Source organism: Gordonia sp. NPDC062954 (assembly GCF_044543825.1).
In the GTDB taxonomy this organism is placed as follows: Bacteria; Actinomycetota; Actinomycetes; order Mycobacteriales; family Mycobacteriaceae; genus Gordonia; species Gordonia tangerina.
In genome coordinates this window covers 21,262-39,277 of the sequence record NZ_JBITWL010000022.1, presented here as the reverse complement: position 1 = coordinate 39,277, position 18,016 = coordinate 21,262, and the positions used below count along the sequence as shown (strand labels likewise).

Genomic DNA, 18,016 nt, shown 5'->3' with positions numbered 1-18,016 from the left:
GCTCCGCGGACGGTCGGCGACAAGCCGTCTGCAATTGCGTGTATACCCAGTCGACGGAAAACAGCGCCCAGTCAACGGAAAACGGCACCCACTCGACGAGGCAGGAGCGGGGCGAGGTGGGTCAGGCGTCGTGGCGCCGTGGGGTGTAGGTCAGATCGCCACCGGAGCGGCTGACCACCGTGGTGGCCGGCGACCCGATGATCAGCAACGTGCGCATGTCGACGACCGCCGGGTCGAGTGCTCCGACCGTGGTGGTGCACAACGATTCCTCCGGCCCGCCGACGTCGCGTCCGAGTACCACGACCCGGTCATCGGACACCATTTCCCGCAGCACCTCGCGCAGCCGAGCGACCTGCCAGGTGCGGGCGGCCGAACCGGGGTTGTAGATCGCCACCACGAGGTCGGCACCCACCGCAGCACGAAGCCGATGCTCGATCATGTCCCACGGTTTGAGGCGATCGGACAGGGAGATCACCGCGTAGTCATGACCGAGCGGGGCGCCCACCGCCGCCGCGACCGCGTTCGCGGCCGTGACACCTGGTTGGACGCGGACCGGCACGTCATGCCAGCGGGACTCGGCCGCGACCTCCGCGACGGCGCTGGCCATCGCGAACACCCCGGGATCGCCCGAGGACACCACGGCAACGCGCGCGCCGCGGGCGGCGAGATCGAGCGCGAATTCCGCGCGTTCGGCTTCCACCCGGTTGTCGCTGGCGTGAATCCGCTGGCCCGGTCGCGGGGTGACCCGCGCGAGATAGGTCTTGTATCCGACGAGGTCGGTTGCCAGCGCCAGTTCCACCTGCACTGCCGGTGTGGTGTGTTCGTCGGCGCCGGGACCGAGTCCCACCACCACGACCTCACCGCGCCCCGAGGCTTCGTCGTGGCGTGGGTTGTTGCGTGGCCCGGGCACCACGATCATCGAGAAGTACGGCACCTCTTCAGGGTTCACCTCCGAGACCGGAAGTACACGTTGCACCCGGGTGGAGGCACGTTCGACGTACCACGCCTCGTCGAGCCGACCGGCCGACTCGAGGGCATCGCGCACCCGCGTGAACGTCCGGCCCAGCTTCATCACCGCGATCGCCTCGGCCGTGCGGAACCGGGAGATCAGCGCCTGCGAACCCAGCGTGCCCGGCACCACGGTCAGCGTCTCCTCGCCCTCCACCAACGGGATGCCCACCGCGGCCGACGAGGCACTGACCGAGGTCACGCCGGGGATGATCTCCGCGTCGAACTCACCGGCGAGCCGCTTGTGCATATGCATGTACGAACTGAAGAACAACGGATCCCCCTCGGCGAGGAGGACCACATCACGACCGGCCCGCAGGTGGCCGGCGAGCCGTTCGGCACTGGCCGTGTAGAAGTCGCGCAGCGCCCCGTCATAGCCGCCGGGATGGTCCGTGCCCTCGGTGGTCACCGGGTACATCAGACGTTCCTCGAGCTGCCCGTCACGCAGATAGGGCTGCGCCACCGAGCGGGCGATGCTGTTGCCGTGACGTGCGCAGTGATAGGCGACGACATCCGCGGATTCGATCACCCGGGCGGCCTTGACGGTCACCAGTTCGCTGTCGCCGGGGCCCAGTCCGATGCCCCAGAGTTTTCCGCTCATCGTCACTCCTCGGGACTCGCGAGCGCATTGACCGCCGCGGCGGTGATGGCCGAGCCACCGCGCCGGCCGGTCACCGTGATGAATTCGAGGTCCTCGCGCGCTGCCAGCGCCCCGCAGGATTCTGCGGCGCCGACGAATCCGACCGGCGCACCCACGATCGCGGCCGGCCGGGGCGCACCGGCGTCGATCATGTCGAGCAATGCGAACAGTGCGGTGGGCGCATTGCCGATCGCAACCACCGCGCCCGCCAGGCTGGGCCGCCAGAACTCCAGGGCGGCTGCGGTTCGGGTGGTTCCGAGCTGTTCGGCGAGGCTCGGCAGCGTCGGTTCGGACAGATGGCACCGAACGTCGTTGTCGGCGGGCAGACGCTTGCGGGTGATCCCGGAGGCGACCATCGATGCGTCGCAGAGGATGGGCGCCCCACCGCGCAACGCCGTTCGCGCTGCGGGGACCACGCCGTCGGTCGCGACCACGTTGTCGGTGAGGTCGGTCTGGCCGCAGGCATGGATCATCCGGACCACCACGCCCGCCACGTCGGGGGAGAACGCGGACAGATCAGACTCCGCACGAATGGTGGCAAAGGACTGGCGATAGATCGCGGGGCCGTCACGCAGGTAGTCGGTCATGGTGCGCTAGAGCCTATCGACGGGCGGAGCGGTACTCGCCGTCGGGACCGGCCTGAACGTACTCGTGCGGCCCGGTGGGCGAACCGCAGCCACGCGGGCAACCCACCCAGTGCTCGCGGTCGTCGACGGGGTCGCCGGACCGCACTCGGGCCAGTAGGTCATCTCGCACCGGGGCGTGCGACTTCGCGCAACCCGGCGAACCCACACAGCAGGTCACCCGCACCCACGGCGAGGACGCGTCGAAGATCAACCCCATCGGCGCGAGCACGCGGACCACCGTCTCCGCCACCCCCTCACCGAGATCACACAACAGGATCTCGCGATCGGGGGTGAGCACGATCGGGGCGTCGACGGCGGCCAGGAATTCAGCCAATCGGGCCGGCAATCGACCCAGTTCCACCACTGCGCCCAACAGGACCTGACCGTCGTCCTGGTCGAACCATCCGACGACTGGCGCCGCCGGTTCGTGGTCGAGTGAGCCACCGACGGGCGGAGCCAACCGGGCACGCGCCCGGCTCTCGAGGCGGGTGCGCTCATCTACGGCGAGGTCACCGACCCGCCAGGCGTTCGGATCGATGTCACGCATGTCGAGCGCGATCTCACACATCGCCGCCACGATAGGATCGATGCCGCGTGCCGAACCGACCGGTACGCCGCCCACGACCAGGTCCGCCCCGATCAGGTCGGCAGGGTTCGGGTCGGCCGGGTTCGGATCTGTAGGGCTTTGATCTGCAGACGGTACGTGCGCTCCGGCGTCCGGTGTCGCGGTTTCGCGCACCACCGCGCAGACGTCGGGCCGACGCCCGACGACGTCGCCGCGGCCGTCGTCGACGCCGAACAGGAAACGACCCGAGAGGCTCGTCGCACGTGCGTCGGCCCGCAGTCGCGCATCGAGTGCGTCGGCGACCGGCACAGCGTCCACCAACCCGCCGATCCGGCCCGTCAATGGGCTCAGGGCGATGTTGCGGATCCTGTCATGGGCACCACTGGGTGCCAGACCCGCCGCGACGACCTCGCCGGCCACGCCGTCGACATCGTTGATGCCCCGGATCTGCAGGTTCGCGCGCGCGGTGAGCTCGAGAAAACCATCACCGAACTCGGCTGCGGAATGTGCGAGTCGCTGCAACTGGTCGGGACGCAGCCGTCCACCCGGTAGCCGGATCCGGGCGACGGCGCCATCTGCCGCCGCGTGGGTGTCGAACACCCCGGGGCAGCGGTCGGCGGCGGTACGACGGTCGGCTTCGGGCACATCCTCCAGGGTAGGCGCCTGCACCGCGGGTCACTGTCCTAGGCTGAACGCATCGAGGGCGGCAGAAGCCGGTGGGAGTCCGGCACGGTCGCGCCACTGTGACGGCCGGAAGGCCGGAGTCAGACCTACCCCCTCGCCGCACCACACGCCAACACCCCACAGAGCCCGAATCGGGGCTCCACGACGCACCGGGCGCGCCTCCCGGCGAGGAGATCTGATGATCCTGCTGCTCTCGACCTCGGACACCGACCTCATCACTGCTGCCGCGAGCGGCGCGGAGCTGCGCGGTGCCAACCCCTCCCGGATCCTCGTAGATGACATCGACGAGCTCGCGGCCGGGACCGATCTCATCGTCGTCCGGATTCTCGGGGGTGTCCGGGCGTGGGAGGACGGCCTGGCCGCGGTCGCGGCAACAGGAAAACCACTGGTGGTGTGCTCGGGTGAACAGCAGCCCGATCCCGACCTGATGGCGCGATCGACGGTGCCTGCCGGGGTGGTGGCGCAAGCACACAACTATCTGGCCGCCGGGGGCGTGGCGAACTTCGTCAACCTGCACAACTTCCTGTCCGACACAGTGCTCCTGACCGGCATCGGTTTCGAGTCGCCCGCGCAGACACCGGCCTGGGGCGTGCTCGATCGCGCCGCGGCGACACCCGATACGAGCGCGCCGACCGTTGCCGTGCTGTACTACCGCGCCCAGCACCTCGCCGGGAACACGAAATACGTCGATGCCCTCTGCGCAGCGATCGAGGCCAAGGGCGCGCGGGCGCTGCCGATCTTCTGTGCGTCGCTGCGAACCGCACCCGACGATCTGATCGAGCTGCTCGGTACCGCCGACGCGCTGGTCGTCACCGTGCTCGCTGCGGGCGGTGCCACCCCCGCGACCGCAGCCGCCGGTGGAGACGACGACGCCTGGAACATCGAGCGCCTGGCCGCGCTGGACGTCCCGATCCTGCAGGGCTTGTGTTTGACGAGTTCGCGCGCCGACTGGGCGGCCACGGACGACGGCTTGTCGCCGCTGGACGTGGCCACTCAGGTCGCGGTACCCGAGTTCGACGGCCGCATCATCACCGTGCCGTTCTCGTTCAAGGAGTTCGACGACGACGGGCTGCCCTGGTACCAGCCCGACCACGAGCGGTGCGCGCGGGTGGCCGGTATCGCGGTCGCCCATGCCCGACTACGCCACACGGCACCCGCCGACCGCCGCATCGCCCTGATGCTGTCGGCCTATCCGACCAAACACGCGCGGATCGGCAACGCGGTGGGACTTGACACCCCACGCAGCCTGCTGCATCTGCTGGACGCCTTGCGCTCCGCGGGATACGACATCGGGCCGGGTCAGGGACCCGACGCTATCCCGGGCCTCGCCGAGGCCGACTCCGACGCACTGATCCACGCGATCATCGAGGCCGGGGGACAGGATTCGGACTGGCTCACCGAGGAAACCCTGGCCGCCAACCCGATCCGGGTGTCGGCCGCGGACTATCGCCGGTGGTTCGCCACGCTCGGAGAGCCATTGCGTTCCGCGGTCGAGGAGCATTGGGGTCCGGCCCCGGGCGAACTGTTCGTCGACCGCTCGGTCAACCCGGACGGCGACATCGTCGTCGCGGCGATGCGGTTCGGCAACATCGTGCTGATGGTGCAGCCGCCCCGCGGATTCGGCGAGAATCCGGTGGCGATCTACCACGACCCGGATCTTCCTCCGTCGCACCACTACCTGGCGTCGTACCGGTGGCTCACCGGCCGAGCACCCGGCGAGATCGACGGCTTCGGCGCAGACGCCATCGTGCACGTGGGCAAGCACGGCAACCTGGAGTGGCTGCCCGGCAAGACGCTGGGCATGTCGGCCGACTGCGGTACCGACGCCGCACTCGGTGACGTCCCGATGATCTATCCGTTCCTCGTCAACGATCCCGGCGAGGGCACCCAGGCCAAGCGCCGCGCGCACGCCGTGCTCGTCGACCACCTCATCCCGCCGATGGCGCGGGCCGAAACGTATGGCGACATCGCCCGCCTCGAGCAGCTGCTCGACGAACACGCCAACATCTCCGCACTCGATCCGGCCAAGCTCCCGGCGATCCGTCAGCAGATCTGGACCCTGCTCACCGCCGCCAAGATGGATCATGACCTCGGACTGACCGAACGCCCCGACGAGGAGGTGTTCGACGACATGCTGCTGCACGTGGACGGCTGGTTGTGTGAGATCAAGGACGTCCAGATCCGCGACGGCCTGCATGTGCTCGGGCAGGCACCGACCGATGACAACGAGGTCGACCTGGTGCTCGCGATGCTGCGGGCCCGTCAGATCTGGGGCGGCGCCCAGTCATTGCCGGGATTGCGTGAGGCACTCGGACTCGCCGAAGACGGCTCGGCCGCCCGGGGCAGCGTCGACGACATCGAGACCACCGCGCGCACGCTGGTCGCCACGTGCGCCAAGGATGACTGGTCACCGGCGTCGGTCGCCGATGCTGCTGCCGAGCACCCGGCCGCGGTCGCCGACGTCCTGTCGTTTGCAGCCACCGAGGTGGTTCCGCGGCTGCGTCAGACCCGCCGCGAAATCGATCAGGTGCTGCGGGCACTCGACGGCCGCTTCATCGAAGCCGGTCCCAGCGGTTCACCGCTGCGAGGTCTGATCAACGTCTTGCCGACCGGTCGCAATTTCTACTCGGTCGATCCCAAGGCGGTGCCCTCCCGGCTGGCGTGGGAGACCGGCCGCGCGCTGGCCGACTCGCTGCTGACGCGCTACCTCGACGATCACGGCACCTATCCGGCCTCGGTGGGCCTGTCGGTGTGGGGTACCAGCGCGATGCGCACCTCCGGCGACGACATCGCCGAGGTGCTCGCCCTGCTCGGCGTGATGCCGGTCTGGGATGAGGCGTCGCGCCGGGTGTCGGACCTGGAGCTGATCGGGCTCGAGGAACTCGGTCGGCCGCGTATCGACGTCACCGTCCGCATCTCGGGCTTCTTCCGCGATGCCTTCCCGCACGTGGTCACCATGCTCGACGACGCAGTCGCGCTGGCCGCGGCCGCCGACGAACCCGACGAGCAGAACTTCGTCGCGGCCCACGTGCGCTCGGCCACCGCCGAACACGGTGACCGGCGACGGGCGCAGACCCGCATCTTCGGGTCCAAGCCGGGTACCTATGGGGCCGGTCTGCTCCAGCTGATCGACTCCCGCGAATGGCGTAGCGACGCCGACCTCGCCCAGGTCTACACGGAGTGGGGTGGCTACGCCTACGGGCGTGACCTGGCGGGAGTCCCGGCAGTCGAGGACATGCGCGCCGCCTACCGCCGCATCGCGGTGGCCGCCAAGAACACCGACACCCGCGAACACGACATCGCCGATTCCGACGATTACTTCCAGTACCACGGCGGCATGGTCGCCACGGTACGCGCGCTGACGGGCAACGATCCGGACGCCTACATCGGTGACAGCACGCGGCCGGACTCGGTGCGCACGCGCACGCTGTCGGAGGAGACCAGCCGCGTCTTCCGGGCCCGCGTGATCAATCCCCGCTGGATCTCGGCCATGCAGCGCCACGGCTACAAGGGTGCGTTCGAGATGGCGGCGACCGTGGACTACCTGTTCGGATACGACGCCACCACCAATGTGGTCGCCGACTGGATGTACGAGAAGCTCACCGAGTCCTACGTCCTTGACGAGGACAATCAGCGGTTCATGCAGCAGTCGAATCCGTGGGCTCTGCACGGCATCGCCGAACGACTCCTCGAGGCGGTGGAACGGGATCTCTGGGAGGCGCCACCGGCAGAGATGCTCGATCGGTTGCGGCAGGTGTACCTGCAGACCGAAGGTGATATCGAGGGCCGCGACGGCTGAGGCCGACCGCTCCGGATCGAGAAAATCGGTCGAATCGGGAGAGAACCACCGCACTGCGTCGTTGTACCCATCAGAGAGACACCCACCGACGGGTGGTCGGTGTGCGGATGGTCCCGGGAAGGCAGTGCTGAAGATGCGAATGCTGTTAGTGATCGCCTATATCGCGATCGAGATCGGCGCATTCGTCGCGATGACCCACTTCCTCGGTTTCGGCTGGGCAGTGCTCATCACGGTGGGCGCAGTCGCGGCGGGCCTGCTGCTCCTGCGGCAGCAGGGACGTAAGGTCTTCGCTCAACTGCGACGGGCCTCGCGCAACGAGGTCGACCCACGTGGGCCGCTCACCGACACCGCGCTGCTGGCCGGGGCGACGATGCTGATGGTGATCCCGGGCGTCGTCTCGACGGCGGCGGGCCTGCTGCTCCTGATTCCGCCCGTGCGGCGGGCCCTGCGCCCGGTGGTGGCCGCGGCGGGCGCCAAGAGTTTCGCCGCGAGCATGGATCGAGCCGGGCTGTATGCCTCGGGTATCTATGTGCGCGGTGGCACTGTCGTCGACGGAACCGTGGTGGACTCCGAGGCGACGGTTTCGACACCGCCGAGGACCAACCCCGATGACCGTCGGCTGCCGCGGGGCCACTGACCCGTCCCGACCCGTGGCAGGGCACACTGGACGACCGTGACCACGGAATTGCTTCTCGGTGGAGCTGTGTATTCGCCGTCCGCTCCCGATGCGACGGCAATGGCCGTCACCGACGGCGTCGTCGTCTGGGTGGGCAGTGACGAAGTCGGCCGGGCGTTGCATCCCGATGCACAGATCATCGACCTCGGCGGCCGCTTCGTGTCCCCGGGTTTCGTCGACTCCCACGTGCACCTGACCTCCACCGGACTCGCATTGGCGGGGCTGGCCCTCAGCGGCACCACTGACCGATCGGATTGTCTGCGCCGGGTTGCCGAGTACGCCGCCGGCACCGACGAGGGCGATTTGATCTGGGGTCTCGGGTGGGACGATTCGTCGTGGTCGGGCACCGATCCCGATGATCGCCGGTTTCCGACGACGACCGAGATCGACGCGGTGGTCGGCAACCTCCCCACCTATCTCGCACGGATCGACGAGCACTCGGCAGTCGCGTCGAGCGCGCTGCGACGCCTGGTGCCCGATCTGGCCGATGCTGCCGGTTATCACCCCGAAGAGCCGCTGGTCGCCGAAGCCCACCATCTGGTCCGTGGCGCTGCTCGCCAGTTGGTGACGGCCGCGCAGCGCGCCCGCGCGCAACGGCGTGCGCTCGACCATGCCGCGGCACACGGGGTGGTGGCCGTTCACGAGAACGGCGGTCCCGACATCAGTGGGCTCGACGACTTCCTCGCCCTCGCCGATCTCGATCACCCGATGGAGGTGCGCCGATACTGGGGTCAGCCGGTCGGCAGCGCCGATCATGCCCGCGAGCTCCTGGCCATCAGTCGTGCCGACGCGCTGGCCGGTGACCTCTTCATCGACGGGGCGTTCGGCTCGCACACCGCATGGCTGACCGAGCCCTATCACGATGAACCCGGGCAGACCGGTATCAGCTATCTCGACTACGCGACGATCCGCGACCACATCCGGGCCTGCACCGACATCGGCATCCAAGCCGGTTTCCACGTGATCGGGGACGCCGCCACTGCGTCGGTGGTGGCGGCATTTGACGAACTCGCCGCCGAACTGGGCACTCCGGCGCTGGCGCGATGTGCGCACCGCATCGAGCACGCCGAGATGGTCTCTGACCAGCAGGCCGCGGTCCTCGCGCGCTGTGGCGTCGTCGCGAGCATGCAGCCGCAGTTCGATGCGGCCTGGGGCGGCAGTGGTGACCTGTATGAACAGCGGCTGGGACGTGCGCGGGCGGTGGGGCTGAACAACTTCGCCGGACACGCCCGGCAGGGCGTCGTCCTGTCGTTCTCCTCCGACGCACCGGTCACCCCGATCGACCCGTGGTCGTCGATCCGCGCGGCGGTCCATCATCATCAACCGCACAATGCGATCTCGGCACGCGGCGCGTTTGCCGCGGCGACCCGGGGCGGCTGGCGCGCCGCAGGGGTCAACGACGGGCTCACCGGCACCCTGGTGCCTGGGGCTCCGGCGAGCTACGCGGTGTGGGATATCGACGATCTCGTGGTCGCGGGGTCGCGTGCGAGTGTGCAGCGGTGGTCCACCGACCCGCGATCGCGGGTCCCGGCACTGCCCGACATCGCGCCCGATGCGCGCCTGCCCCGCTGCGTGCGGACCGTGCACCGCGACGACGTGCTGTTCGACATCGGGGTCCTCGACGGCGGCGGGACGTGACCGGCGGCCGGTGGCGACCCGGCTCCGATCGGATGATCCTGCTGCTGCGGACACTGGTCGCCGTGGTCGCCGGTATCGCGATGTGGGCGGCCTTCCCACCGCGCAACCTCTGGTTCCTGGCCGTCGTCGGCCTCGGACTGCTCGCCGCTGTTCTCGGTACCGGACGTCCGCGCGCCCGTACCGGACTGTGGCTCGGCTTCGTGTTCGGAGCGGCATTCTTCGTGCCATTGCTGCCCTGGATCGGCGTGTATGTCGGGCCGCTGCCGTGGCTCGCGCTCGCCGCCGCCCTGGCCGTCTACACCGCCCTGTTCGGACTCATCGCCGTGGTCAGCATGCGGCTACCCGTGCCTCCGGTCTGGTTCACCCTGTCGTGGCTACTGGTGGAGGCATTACGGTCGGCGTTCCCGTTCGGCGGCTTTCCCTGGGGGAGGACTGCGTTCAGCCAGGTCGACGGCCCGCTGCTGCCGTTGGCCTCGGTTGCGGGCGCGCCGGGGCTCTCGGCCGCCGTCGCGTTGTTGGGTGCCTCGATCGTCTGGTTGTGTCAGGTGATGATCCGGGCGGTCCGCGACGGTGAGCATCATGGCCGCCGCACCGTCCGCACCGCGGCGATCGCCGTGGTGTTGGCCCTTGTCGGTCCGGTGGCCGCCATCGCGCTGACACCGGACACCGTCGATCGCAATGTGGCATCGGCATCGGTGCGTGTCGCGGCGGTGCAGGGCAACGTCCCGCGCCTCGGTCTGGATTTCAACGCCCAGCGTCGCGCGGTCCTCGACAATCACGTCCGGCAAACCGAGATGCTCGCGGCGGCGGTCCGCGCAGGCACCGCCGATCAACCTGATTTCGTGGCGTGGCCGGAGAACGCATCCGACATCTCTCCGCTCACCAACCCGGACGCGGCGGCAGAGATCACCGCGGCGTCGGTGTCGGTGGGCGCACCGATCCTGGTCGGCACTCTGGTCATGAACCCCGACGGCCATTACACGAACACGGTGCTGGTGTGGGATCAACAACGCGGTCCGGTCGACCGGTACGACAAACACATCATCCAGCCGTTCGGCGAGTACCTGCCGTGGCGTGGCTTCTTCCGCCTGTTCTCGTCTTATGCGGACCTCGCGGGTGATTTTCGGCCGGGTTCGGGGTCCTCGAGTCTCACCGTGCCGGGACGGTCGGGATCGGTGCAGGTAGGAGTGTCGACATGTTGGGAGGTGGCCTTCGACCGGTCGGCGCGCAAGGCGGTCGATGACGGCGCGCAGATTCTCTACATCCCGACCAACAACGCGACCTTCGGACGCACCGAGATGACCTACCAGCAGTTGGCCATGTCCCAGGTGCGTGCGGTCGAACACGGCCGCGCCGCCGTCGTGGCCGCGACGAGCGGCGTCAGCGCGATCATCGACCCCGACGGGATGATCATCGCAGAGAGCGGGATCTTCACGCCGGCGGTGTTGTCGAGTCGGCTTCCGTTGCACAACGACCGCACGCTCGCGACGCGGCTGGGGGACTGGCCTCTCACCGTGGCCATCGTGATCGCGGTCATCGGGTTTTTGTTCGCGGTGAGACGGCATACTAGGTTCTCTCTGAGGTGGTTCACGGCGGGCGCACGCCGCGCGCGTGGACGAGCACCCGAGGCGACGCAAACGGAATCGACAGCGACGCAGAATTGGACGGCACAGGGTTGAACGCCCCACGGTCGAACACCACAGGATCAACCACCGCAGGATCGACCACCACAGGATCGACCACTGCGGGACTGAACGAGGAGCTCGGTGGCATTGGGTGAACCGACAGCCGGTGATGGACAACCGGAGAACGGCGCGGACGCGACGGCGCCCGGCGTCGTCGGCCCGTACGGCGAACGCGCGCTGGTGGTGATCCCGACTTTCAACGAGCGGGAGAACCTACCCGTCATCGTCGAACGCCTGCACGCGGCCCTGCCCGGCATCCACCTCCTGGTGGTCGACGATTCCAGTCCCGACGGTACCGGCGAGGTGGCCGACGGTCTCGCCGCCGAGGATGCGCGCAACCGAGTCCACGTGCTGCACCGGGTCGAGAAGGACGGCCTCGGCAAGGCCTACCTGGCCGGCTTCGCGTGGGGTCTCGACCGTGACTACGCCACGATCATCGAGATGGATGCCGACGGGAGTCACGCTCCCGAGCAGCTCCACCGCCTGCTCGACGCCGTCAACGACGGTGCCGATCTGGTGATCGGGTCACGCTATGTTCCCGGTGGCCAGTTGGTGAACTGGCCACGTCATCGTGAGATGTTGTCCCGAGGAGCCAACACCTACGCGCGACTGGCGCTCGGTGCCAGGGTGCACGACATCACCGCCGGCTTCCGTGCCTACCGCCGCCAGGTGCTCGACAAGATCGAACTCGACACCGTCGAGTCGGCCGGTTACTGCTTCCAGATCGACTTGGCCTGGCGGGCCGTCCGCGCGGGGTTCGACGTCCGAGAGGTACCGATCACCTTCACCGAACGCGAGATCGGGGAGTCGAAGATGAGCGGTGGTGTGATGGGCGAGGCGTTCGTGATGGTAGCCCGGTGGGGGATCGAGAGCCGGATCGAACGGTTGCGCGGTCTGCGCCGCTGACCGAACCAACCGAGTGCACAGAAACGACAGAGGGCCGGGTGAACATCACCCGGCCCTCTGTTGCGTGTCGTCTGTACCGAATCAGTTCGTGACGCCCTTGCGCCGCTGCTTGAGCAGTTCGAGACGCTCGTTGAGCAGCACCTCGAGCTCTTCTTCCGAACGACGCTCGAGCAACATGTCCCAGTGCGTGCGCGGCGGCTTGGTCTTCTTCTCCTCGGGCTCGGCACCTTCCAGGATGGTGCCCTCCATGCCGTTCTTGCACGGCCACTTAGACGGCACCTCGGCGTCGTCGGCGAACGGGACGTCGAAGATCTCACCGTTGTCGGTCCGGTACTGGACGATGCGTCGTGGGGCGAGGTCGTGATCGCGATCGGTCTCGTAGCTCACCGCACCGAGTCGGCTACCCCGTAGCACTCGATCTGCCATTGACTTTCCTCTCAACATCTCGTCGGTCCGGGCGCAGCCGGACCCCCGCGCGTGACATTCACGCACGGCGATCCGGGCTGAACCGGCGCTGAACACGACCATTCTACGCGTTCGGCCCCGATCGGCGGGGACGCCACGTCCCACACCCGCCCACGGGCCCCGGTACGGTCTACTCCGTGGACGACCCCCGCCGACGGCCCTATTCCTGCGCGTGGTGCGGTCGCAGCATGATCGACTCCGACCTCGGTCGTCGCCGCAAGTACTGCAAACGTTCGTGTAGGCAACGTGCCTACGAACAAAGAGCGCTCACACAGGGCACTTCTATTCCCGACGACGCGGTCATCCTCACCTCGGCCGAGGCGGACGCATTCGGTGACCGCATGTTCGCGCTACGCTGCGCCGCCGAGGACCTGGTGACCGCTGTGGCCGAATGCGCCGACACCCCGACGCTGCAATCGCTGACCGACGACCTGCTCGGCCTGGCCCGCGAAGCCGAGCGCCTGCGGTGATCGTCCGGGTCTTCGGGCTGTCGGTTCTCGTCAGTCTCGCCGCATTGGCCGCCGCCTTCCTGTACCGGGGCTGGACCGGACTGGCGTTGTGCGCCATCCTCGGCATCCTCGAAGTGTCGTTGTCCTTCGACAACGCCGTGATCAACGCGACGGTGCTGGAACGGATGAGTCTGTTCTGGCAACGGATGTTCTTGACGGTGGGCATAGTGATCGCCGTGTTCGGCATGCGTCTGCTGTTCCCGCTGGCCATCGTCTGGATCACCGGGGGCCTCGCCCCGGCCGAGGCGTTCCGGCTCGCGATGAATCCGCCGCCCGATGGCGCCGACCATTTCCCTGATGGCAGCCCGAGCTATGAGGCGATCCTGTTGGAGGCCCACCCGCAGATCGCCGCATTCGGCGGCATGTTCCTGCTGCTGCTGTTCCTCAATTTCGTTCTCAGCAACCGTGACCTGACGTGGCTGTCGTGGATCGAGCGGCCACTGGGGCAGCTCGGTCGTCTCGATCAGCTCGCCGTCGTGATCGCGATGGTGGTTCTGGTGGTGGTGGCAGAGTATCTGTCACCTGACGACACACGGGCCACCGTGCTGATCTCAGGTCTACTGGGAGCGGTCACCTACCTCCTCGTCGATGGCCTCAGCTCGTTGTTCCAACGTCGCCAACCCGGTGTGTTCGGCGGTTCGCCCGACGACGGGCCGGGCGACACGTCTGCGATGGATACCGATATGTCGACACGTACAGGTCGCGATCCCCACCCCACCACGGTGGCGGTGGGCAAGGCCGGATTCTTCTTGTTCCTCTACCTCGAGGTACTCGATGCGTCGTTCTCGTTCGACGGAGTCATCGGCGCGTTCGCCATCACCCCGGACCCCATCCTGATCGCGCTCGGGCTGGGGTTCATCGGCGCGATGTTCGTCCGCTCGATCACCATCTATCTCGTTCGGCAGGGCACATTGGGCCAGTACCGCTATCTGGAGCACGGCGCGCACTGGGCGATCGGGGCACTTGCGGTCATCCTTCTTCTCAGCATCCAGATCGAGGTCAACGAGGTGGTCACGGGCTTGGTCGGAGTGGCGTTCATCGGCGCTGCGATGGCGAGCAGTGTGCGCGCGAACCGCCGTGACGGCCGCCGCCGCTCCGATCACGAGGCTGCCGGCACCCACTGACCGCCCGTGACCCACATCCGGGCGGAGCTCTCCGGCCGGCGGAATACACTGGCCCACGTGACGCGGACCGACGATGCCGGCGACGAGCACGGCGATGCTGCCGACCCCACCGACGCGGTCACGGCGACCTCCTCGGCGCGGCATTCGGGCAACCTTGGGCCTGCACGCCGTGCCGCCGACGCACTGGCTCGTTCTGATGCCAACGCCCGAGCGGTTCGGGCGGCGCGTGCGGCACGCGGTCTGCTGCCCGGCTCGCCACCGCAGGTGGGGGGCCGGACCTCCGATCGCCTGGCCCGATTGATCAACGAGGCTCGTCCCGAGCAGCCCAGCGTCATTCGCGAACTGGGCCTGGGTGCGCTGCAGGTGTGGCAGACGATGCTCGCCCGACGCGGCGGCCGGGGGCGCGAACCGGTGCCCGCAACCATCCTGTTCACCGATCTGGTCGGTTTCTCCACGTGGGCTCTCGGGGCGGGCGACGACCAGGTGTTGCGGCTGTTGTCCGAGGTGAACGCGGTGACCGAATCTGTCATCTCCGCGCGGGGTGGCAGTGTGGTGAAGTACCTCGGCGATGGGACGATGGCGGTGTTCCTGGACGGCACCGAGGCGATCGAAGCAGCCCACGAGGCCATCTGCGCAGTGAGCGCGCTGACCATCGACAGCTACCGGCCACAACTGCGCGCCGGTCTGCACACCGGAACCCCGCGCGCGGTGGGGGACGATTTCATCGGCGTCGATGTCAACATCGCGGCCCGGGTGGCCGATGCCGCGGGACCCGGCGAACTGTTCGCCAGTGATGCGACCCTGAACAACGCGGACGCCGAGCGCTACCACCGTCGCAAGCGGCGGTTCAAAGCCAAGGGCGTTCCATCGGATCTCGTCGTTTACGCGGTGGTCCCTCGCTACGAGCAGTGAGTGGAGCGAACGAAATATCCGGTGCGCGCGGACTTTTGGACGTTTCGGGGGAAATGTCCGACCCTGCGGCGACACGCCACGCGACATTCACGTCCCGTTGATTCCAGGCAGTGACACACGCCATCATCCGAGGGCACAATATTGGCGACAGGCGTCGAACGGCCGGTGTTGAACAGTCAGCGCGGGTGCCGGTTCCATTCGACGATTCTCCGGCGATATCTCAGGGGCAGAGTGACAGTGCGCGACAAGCAGCGGCTCGACACACCGCACGACAAGCAGCAGAAAATGATCGACTTCGAGAAGCACTGGTATCAACTCGGCGGTGGCTCGTCGAGCGCCATCGCCGAACAGTTCGGACTCACCGATAGGGAGTTCTTCGATGAGGTCGACCGCATCGTCGCCGACGATCCGCCCGCGACGTTGACCTCCGGAGAGCTGCGTCGGATGCGCGGTGTCATCCGACGACGGCGCTGGATGGCCCGCTGACTTGACCGAGTAACGCGCAACCTTTTTCGCAAAGGTGTCGACGTGGGCGAGCTCACACGTTAATCTGACTACATAAGTCCTCAGAATGAGGTCGCTCGTTGAGACGAGTCAGAACGCGTGGAGGTCCGACATGACAATCACCCAACCGTCCCCGATGCTGGCCGACGAACCGGTGATATCGCACGGCGATGACGAGATCGAACTAATTTCTCCCGATTCACTGACCGCCGAACTCGTTGGCCGCTACACGTTCCTGCCGGTCAACGGTGCGGCGTTCGTGATGCAGGTGATGCATCCGGTCATCGGTGACGTCGTCGGCAAGTACTCGGTGTACCGCACGGACCCGATGGGTAGGGCCATCCGGTCGATCGACTCGGTCATGCGTTGGGTGTATGGCGGGCAGGAGGCCATCGAGGAGGGCAAACGGCTGCGGCGTATGCATCAGCCGCTACAGATGCGCAACGCGGAGGGCAAGCACATCAGCGCGCTCAACCCCGAGGCCTATCAGTGGGTCATCGCCACTGCCTTTCCGACGTCGGTGACGGCAGCACCCTTTGTCCTCGGTCGCGAGTTCACCCCGGTCGAAGAGGAGGAGGTGTACCGCGACAACGTCCGGATCGCGAAGATCGTGCAGGTGCCCATGAAGGGGTTCCCGCAGACGATCGAGGAGTTCACCCCCTACTTCGACAACATGATCGACAACGTGTTGGTCGCCCACCCGACGGCGGTGGAACTGGTCCGCCAGATGCAGACGGCGCCGCGGCTCGACGGCGCAGTCCCCGCACCGTTGGTCCGGTTCGCCAACACCATCGCACGCTATGCCTCGGTGCCCGCCCAGAAGTTGAACTATCTGACCACCATCGGCGTGATGGACCCACGCATCCGAGAGATCCTCGGTGTCACCTGGACCAACGGCGAACAGCGCGAACTCGAGCGCATCCACGCGGCGATTCGCGCCGCCTATCGCGTACTGCCCGAGCGGTTGACCTACTTCCCGCTGGCCTACCACGCGCGACGTCACCACGACGCGATCGTGAAGATGAAGCAGCGGGAAGGTGCCGGAGCGGCCTACAAGGTGGCGAAAGCCGCCGGCTGAGCCAACATGCGGGATCGCCTCGACCGGCAGCCATGGGCCGGGCGGCGGTGATCAGTTGACACGGTGATCTGCGCGCGCGGCGCACTAAACTCGTGGGGTGCCGTTCTCCGACGACGATCTCGAGGCGTTCTATCGTGAGATCGAGCAGCGCACCGACGAGCGCCGTTCGGGTCGTCCAGTGCGACCCGAACCGTCGAAACCGCAGGACATCAACGGCCGGCAGCCCGAGTCCTCGTCGTTCACCGACGCCGAACTCGAGAACTTCTATCGCGCCATCGAAGCTCGAACCGCCGCGACTCCGGCTCGCAAGCGTCGGCGCGCCGGCGTCTCGAAAGCGGCCCCACCGCGAACGTGCCCCACCCCGGACAAGGTGGCCTTTGCCTCCGACGTACTCGCCCGCGAGAGCATCGTTGCCGTCCGCCGCCACACCGGCTCCGGGCCGACGCTGCGGTGCTACCGATGTGTCTGCGGCGCATGGCACATCACCAGTAAGCTGCGGCCGTGAACGGAGCACCGCCGACCGGCGTCGACGTCGACCTGATGTCACCGGACGTCGCTGCGACCCACGCCGTGTACACGTCTCTGTTGGGTCGTGGGTCCACGGACGGGGCGTTCGGGTTCGGTAACGGATCGCTGCGGGTTCACGGAGATGGGGCAGCAGGACACCGGGTGAGCTTCGGCGTCGACAATCTCGCCGACGTGCAGCGACTGACCAAGCGCCGAGGCCTGGACCCTGACGAACCCGTCGACGTGACCGATCGGATCGACCTACCGCTGTGGCCGGATGCCGACATCCCCAAGCTCGATCATCTCGTCTTCACAGCACCGACTCGTGATCATGCGCTCGCGCTTTTCGGCGCCACCCTTGACCTCGACTTCCGCCTGGATCGCCACATCGGCGGCGATACTCGCCAACTGTTCTTTCGCGCCGCCGATTTCGTCGTCGAGGTCGTGGTCGGAGCCGATCCGGCCCACGGGCCCACGTGCCGATTGTGGGGCCTCGCGTGGTCTGCCCCCGATATCGCGGTGACCCACGACCGGTTGACCTCGGTGGGCATGGCGATCAGTGAGATCCGGATCGGTCAGAAACCCGGCACGCGGTTGTTCACCGTCCGCGATCGCGCACTGGCCACCCGCACCGTGGTGATCGGCCCGACCTGACCGCCCCGTCGGTGGGAGACTGGTTCGGTGACCACG

Annotated in this window: 16 protein-coding genes and 1 riboswitch; of the genes, 12 read left to right on the top strand and 4 right to left on the bottom strand. The window is 67.7% G+C overall.

Features of this window, described 5'->3' with window-relative positions:
• Positions 1-121 precede the first annotated feature (121 nt).
• The 3 genes from ACIGKQ_RS19070 to ACIGKQ_RS19060 are packed head-to-tail and all read right to left on the bottom strand — an operon-like array spanning position 122 to position 3,484.
• Positions 122-1,609: a precorrin-2 C(20)-methyltransferase gene (locus tag ACIGKQ_RS19070; RefSeq protein ID WP_235724797.1), complete on the bottom strand. Its 1,488-nt coding sequence runs from the start codon at positions 1,607-1,609 to the stop codon at positions 122-124.
• A 2-nt stretch (positions 1,610-1,611) separates the two neighbouring features.
• The gene (locus ACIGKQ_RS19065) at positions 1,612-2,235 is read right to left on the bottom strand and encodes a precorrin-8X methylmutase (RefSeq protein WP_235724795.1); all 624 of its coding nucleotides are present in this window, start codon (positions 2,233-2,235) and stop codon (positions 1,612-1,614) included.
• Positions 2,236-2,248: 13 nt separating this feature from the next.
• Positions 2,249-3,484 carry a nitrite/sulfite reductase gene (locus ACIGKQ_RS19060; RefSeq protein ID WP_235724794.1) on the bottom strand — a complete coding sequence of 412 codons (1,236 nt, stop codon included), beginning with the start codon at positions 3,482-3,484 and terminating at the stop codon, positions 2,249-2,251.
• A gap of 67 nt (positions 3,485-3,551) precedes the next feature.
• Positions 3,552-3,608: riboswitch (cobalamin riboswitch) on the top strand.
• A 93-nt stretch (positions 3,609-3,701) separates the two neighbouring features.
• Between ACIGKQ_RS19060 and cobN the strand changes: the two genes are divergently transcribed.
• The 5 genes from cobN to ACIGKQ_RS19035 all read left to right on the top strand — a co-directional run bounded on the left by cobN (position 3,702) and on the right by ACIGKQ_RS19035 (position 12,227).
• A complete protein-coding gene (gene cobN / locus ACIGKQ_RS19055) occupies positions 3,702-7,322 on the top strand; it encodes a cobaltochelatase subunit CobN (RefSeq protein WP_235724793.1) in 3,621 nt (1,206 codons plus the stop codon).
• A gap of 133 nt (positions 7,323-7,455) precedes the next feature.
• Positions 7,456-7,959 carry an FxsA family protein gene (locus tag ACIGKQ_RS19050; protein WP_235724791.1) on the top strand — a complete coding sequence of 168 codons (504 nt, stop codon included), beginning with the start codon at positions 7,456-7,458 and terminating at the stop codon, positions 7,957-7,959.
• Between the two features lie 36 nt (positions 7,960-7,995).
• The gene (locus ACIGKQ_RS19045) at positions 7,996-9,636 is read left to right on the top strand and encodes an amidohydrolase (protein ID WP_235724790.1); all 1,641 of its coding nucleotides are present in this window, start codon (positions 7,996-7,998) and stop codon (positions 9,634-9,636) included.
• Between the two features lie 32 nt (positions 9,637-9,668).
• The gene (lnt, locus tag ACIGKQ_RS19040; RefSeq protein ID WP_235724882.1) at positions 9,669-11,315 is read left to right on the top strand and encodes an apolipoprotein N-acyltransferase; all 1,647 of its coding nucleotides are present in this window, start codon (positions 9,669-9,671) and stop codon (positions 11,313-11,315) included.
• Positions 11,316-11,402: 87 nt separating this feature from the next.
• Positions 11,403-12,227 carry a polyprenol monophosphomannose synthase gene (locus ACIGKQ_RS19035; protein ID WP_372475154.1) on the top strand — a complete coding sequence of 275 codons (825 nt, stop codon included), beginning with the start codon at positions 11,403-11,405 and terminating at the stop codon, positions 12,225-12,227.
• A gap of 81 nt (positions 12,228-12,308) precedes the next feature.
• Here ACIGKQ_RS19035 and ACIGKQ_RS19030 read toward each other — a convergent pair whose 3' ends face one another.
• A complete protein-coding gene (locus tag ACIGKQ_RS19030) occupies positions 12,309-12,653 on the bottom strand; it encodes an RNA polymerase-binding protein RbpA (RefSeq protein ID WP_160902307.1) in 345 nt (114 codons plus the stop codon).
• A gap of 176 nt (positions 12,654-12,829) precedes the next feature.
• On the opposite strand from ACIGKQ_RS19030, the gene ACIGKQ_RS19025 reads away from it, so the two are divergent.
• The 7 genes from ACIGKQ_RS19025 (at position 12,830) to ACIGKQ_RS18995 (ending at position 17,980) form a co-directional block, all read left to right on the top strand.
• Entirely contained in the window at positions 12,830-13,162 is a 333-nt protein-coding gene (locus ACIGKQ_RS19025; RefSeq protein WP_372475152.1) for a hypothetical protein, read from the top strand.
• The gene (locus tag ACIGKQ_RS19020) at positions 13,159-14,325 is read left to right on the top strand and encodes a DUF475 domain-containing protein (protein ID WP_328715776.1); all 1,167 of its coding nucleotides are present in this window, start codon (positions 13,159-13,161) and stop codon (positions 14,323-14,325) included. The genes ACIGKQ_RS19025 and ACIGKQ_RS19020 overlap by 4 nt, the downstream gene beginning before the upstream one ends.
• A gap of 57 nt (positions 14,326-14,382) precedes the next feature.
• Entirely contained in the window at positions 14,383-15,237 is an 855-nt protein-coding gene (locus ACIGKQ_RS19015) for an adenylate/guanylate cyclase domain-containing protein (RefSeq protein WP_396574686.1), read from the top strand.
• Between the two features lie 231 nt (positions 15,238-15,468).
• Positions 15,469-15,723 carry a DUF3263 domain-containing protein gene (locus ACIGKQ_RS19010; protein ID WP_372512463.1) on the top strand — a complete coding sequence of 85 codons (255 nt, stop codon included), beginning with the start codon at positions 15,469-15,471 and terminating at the stop codon, positions 15,721-15,723.
• Between the two features lie 130 nt (positions 15,724-15,853).
• On the top strand, positions 15,854-16,819 hold the full coding sequence (locus ACIGKQ_RS19005; protein WP_396574685.1) for an oxygenase MpaB family protein: 966 nt from the start codon (positions 15,854-15,856) through the stop codon (positions 16,817-16,819).
• A gap of 97 nt (positions 16,820-16,916) precedes the next feature.
• Positions 16,917-17,324 carry a hypothetical protein gene (locus ACIGKQ_RS19000; protein ID WP_328715778.1) on the top strand — a complete coding sequence of 136 codons (408 nt, stop codon included), beginning with the start codon at positions 16,917-16,919 and terminating at the stop codon, positions 17,322-17,324.
• Positions 17,321-17,980, top strand: coding sequence for a VOC family protein (locus ACIGKQ_RS18995; RefSeq protein ID WP_396574684.1), 660 nt, complete (start codon positions 17,321-17,323; stop codon positions 17,978-17,980). Before ACIGKQ_RS19000 ends, ACIGKQ_RS18995 begins: the two co-directional genes overlap by 4 nt.
• Positions 17,981-18,016: the final 36 nt, after the last annotated feature.

What these genes read in the sequence shown, in the direction of transcription:
- ACIGKQ_RS19070 (WP_235724797.1), bottom strand. Translation starts at nt 1,609, where the DNA reads ATGAGCGGAAAACTCTGGGGCATCGGACTGGGCCCCGGCGACAGCGAA.
- ACIGKQ_RS19065 (WP_235724795.1), bottom strand. Translation starts at nt 2,235, where the DNA reads ATGACCGACTACCTGCGTGACGGCCCCGCGATCTATCGCCAGTCCTTT.
- cobN (WP_235724793.1), top strand. Translation starts at nt 3,702, where the DNA reads ATGATCCTGCTGCTCTCGACCTCGGACACCGACCTCATCACTGCTGCC.
- ACIGKQ_RS19050 (WP_235724791.1), top strand. Translation starts at nt 7,456, where the DNA reads ATGCGAATGCTGTTAGTGATCGCCTATATCGCGATCGAGATCGGCGCA.
- lnt (WP_235724882.1), top strand. Translation starts at nt 9,669, where the DNA reads ATGATCCTGCTGCTGCGGACACTGGTCGCCGTGGTCGCCGGTATCGCG.
- ACIGKQ_RS19030 (WP_160902307.1), bottom strand. Translation starts at nt 12,653, where the DNA reads ATGGCAGATCGAGTGCTACGGGGTAGCCGACTCGGTGCGGTGAGCTAC.
- ACIGKQ_RS19005 (WP_396574685.1), top strand. Translation starts at nt 15,854, where the DNA reads ATGACAATCACCCAACCGTCCCCGATGCTGGCCGACGAACCGGTGATA.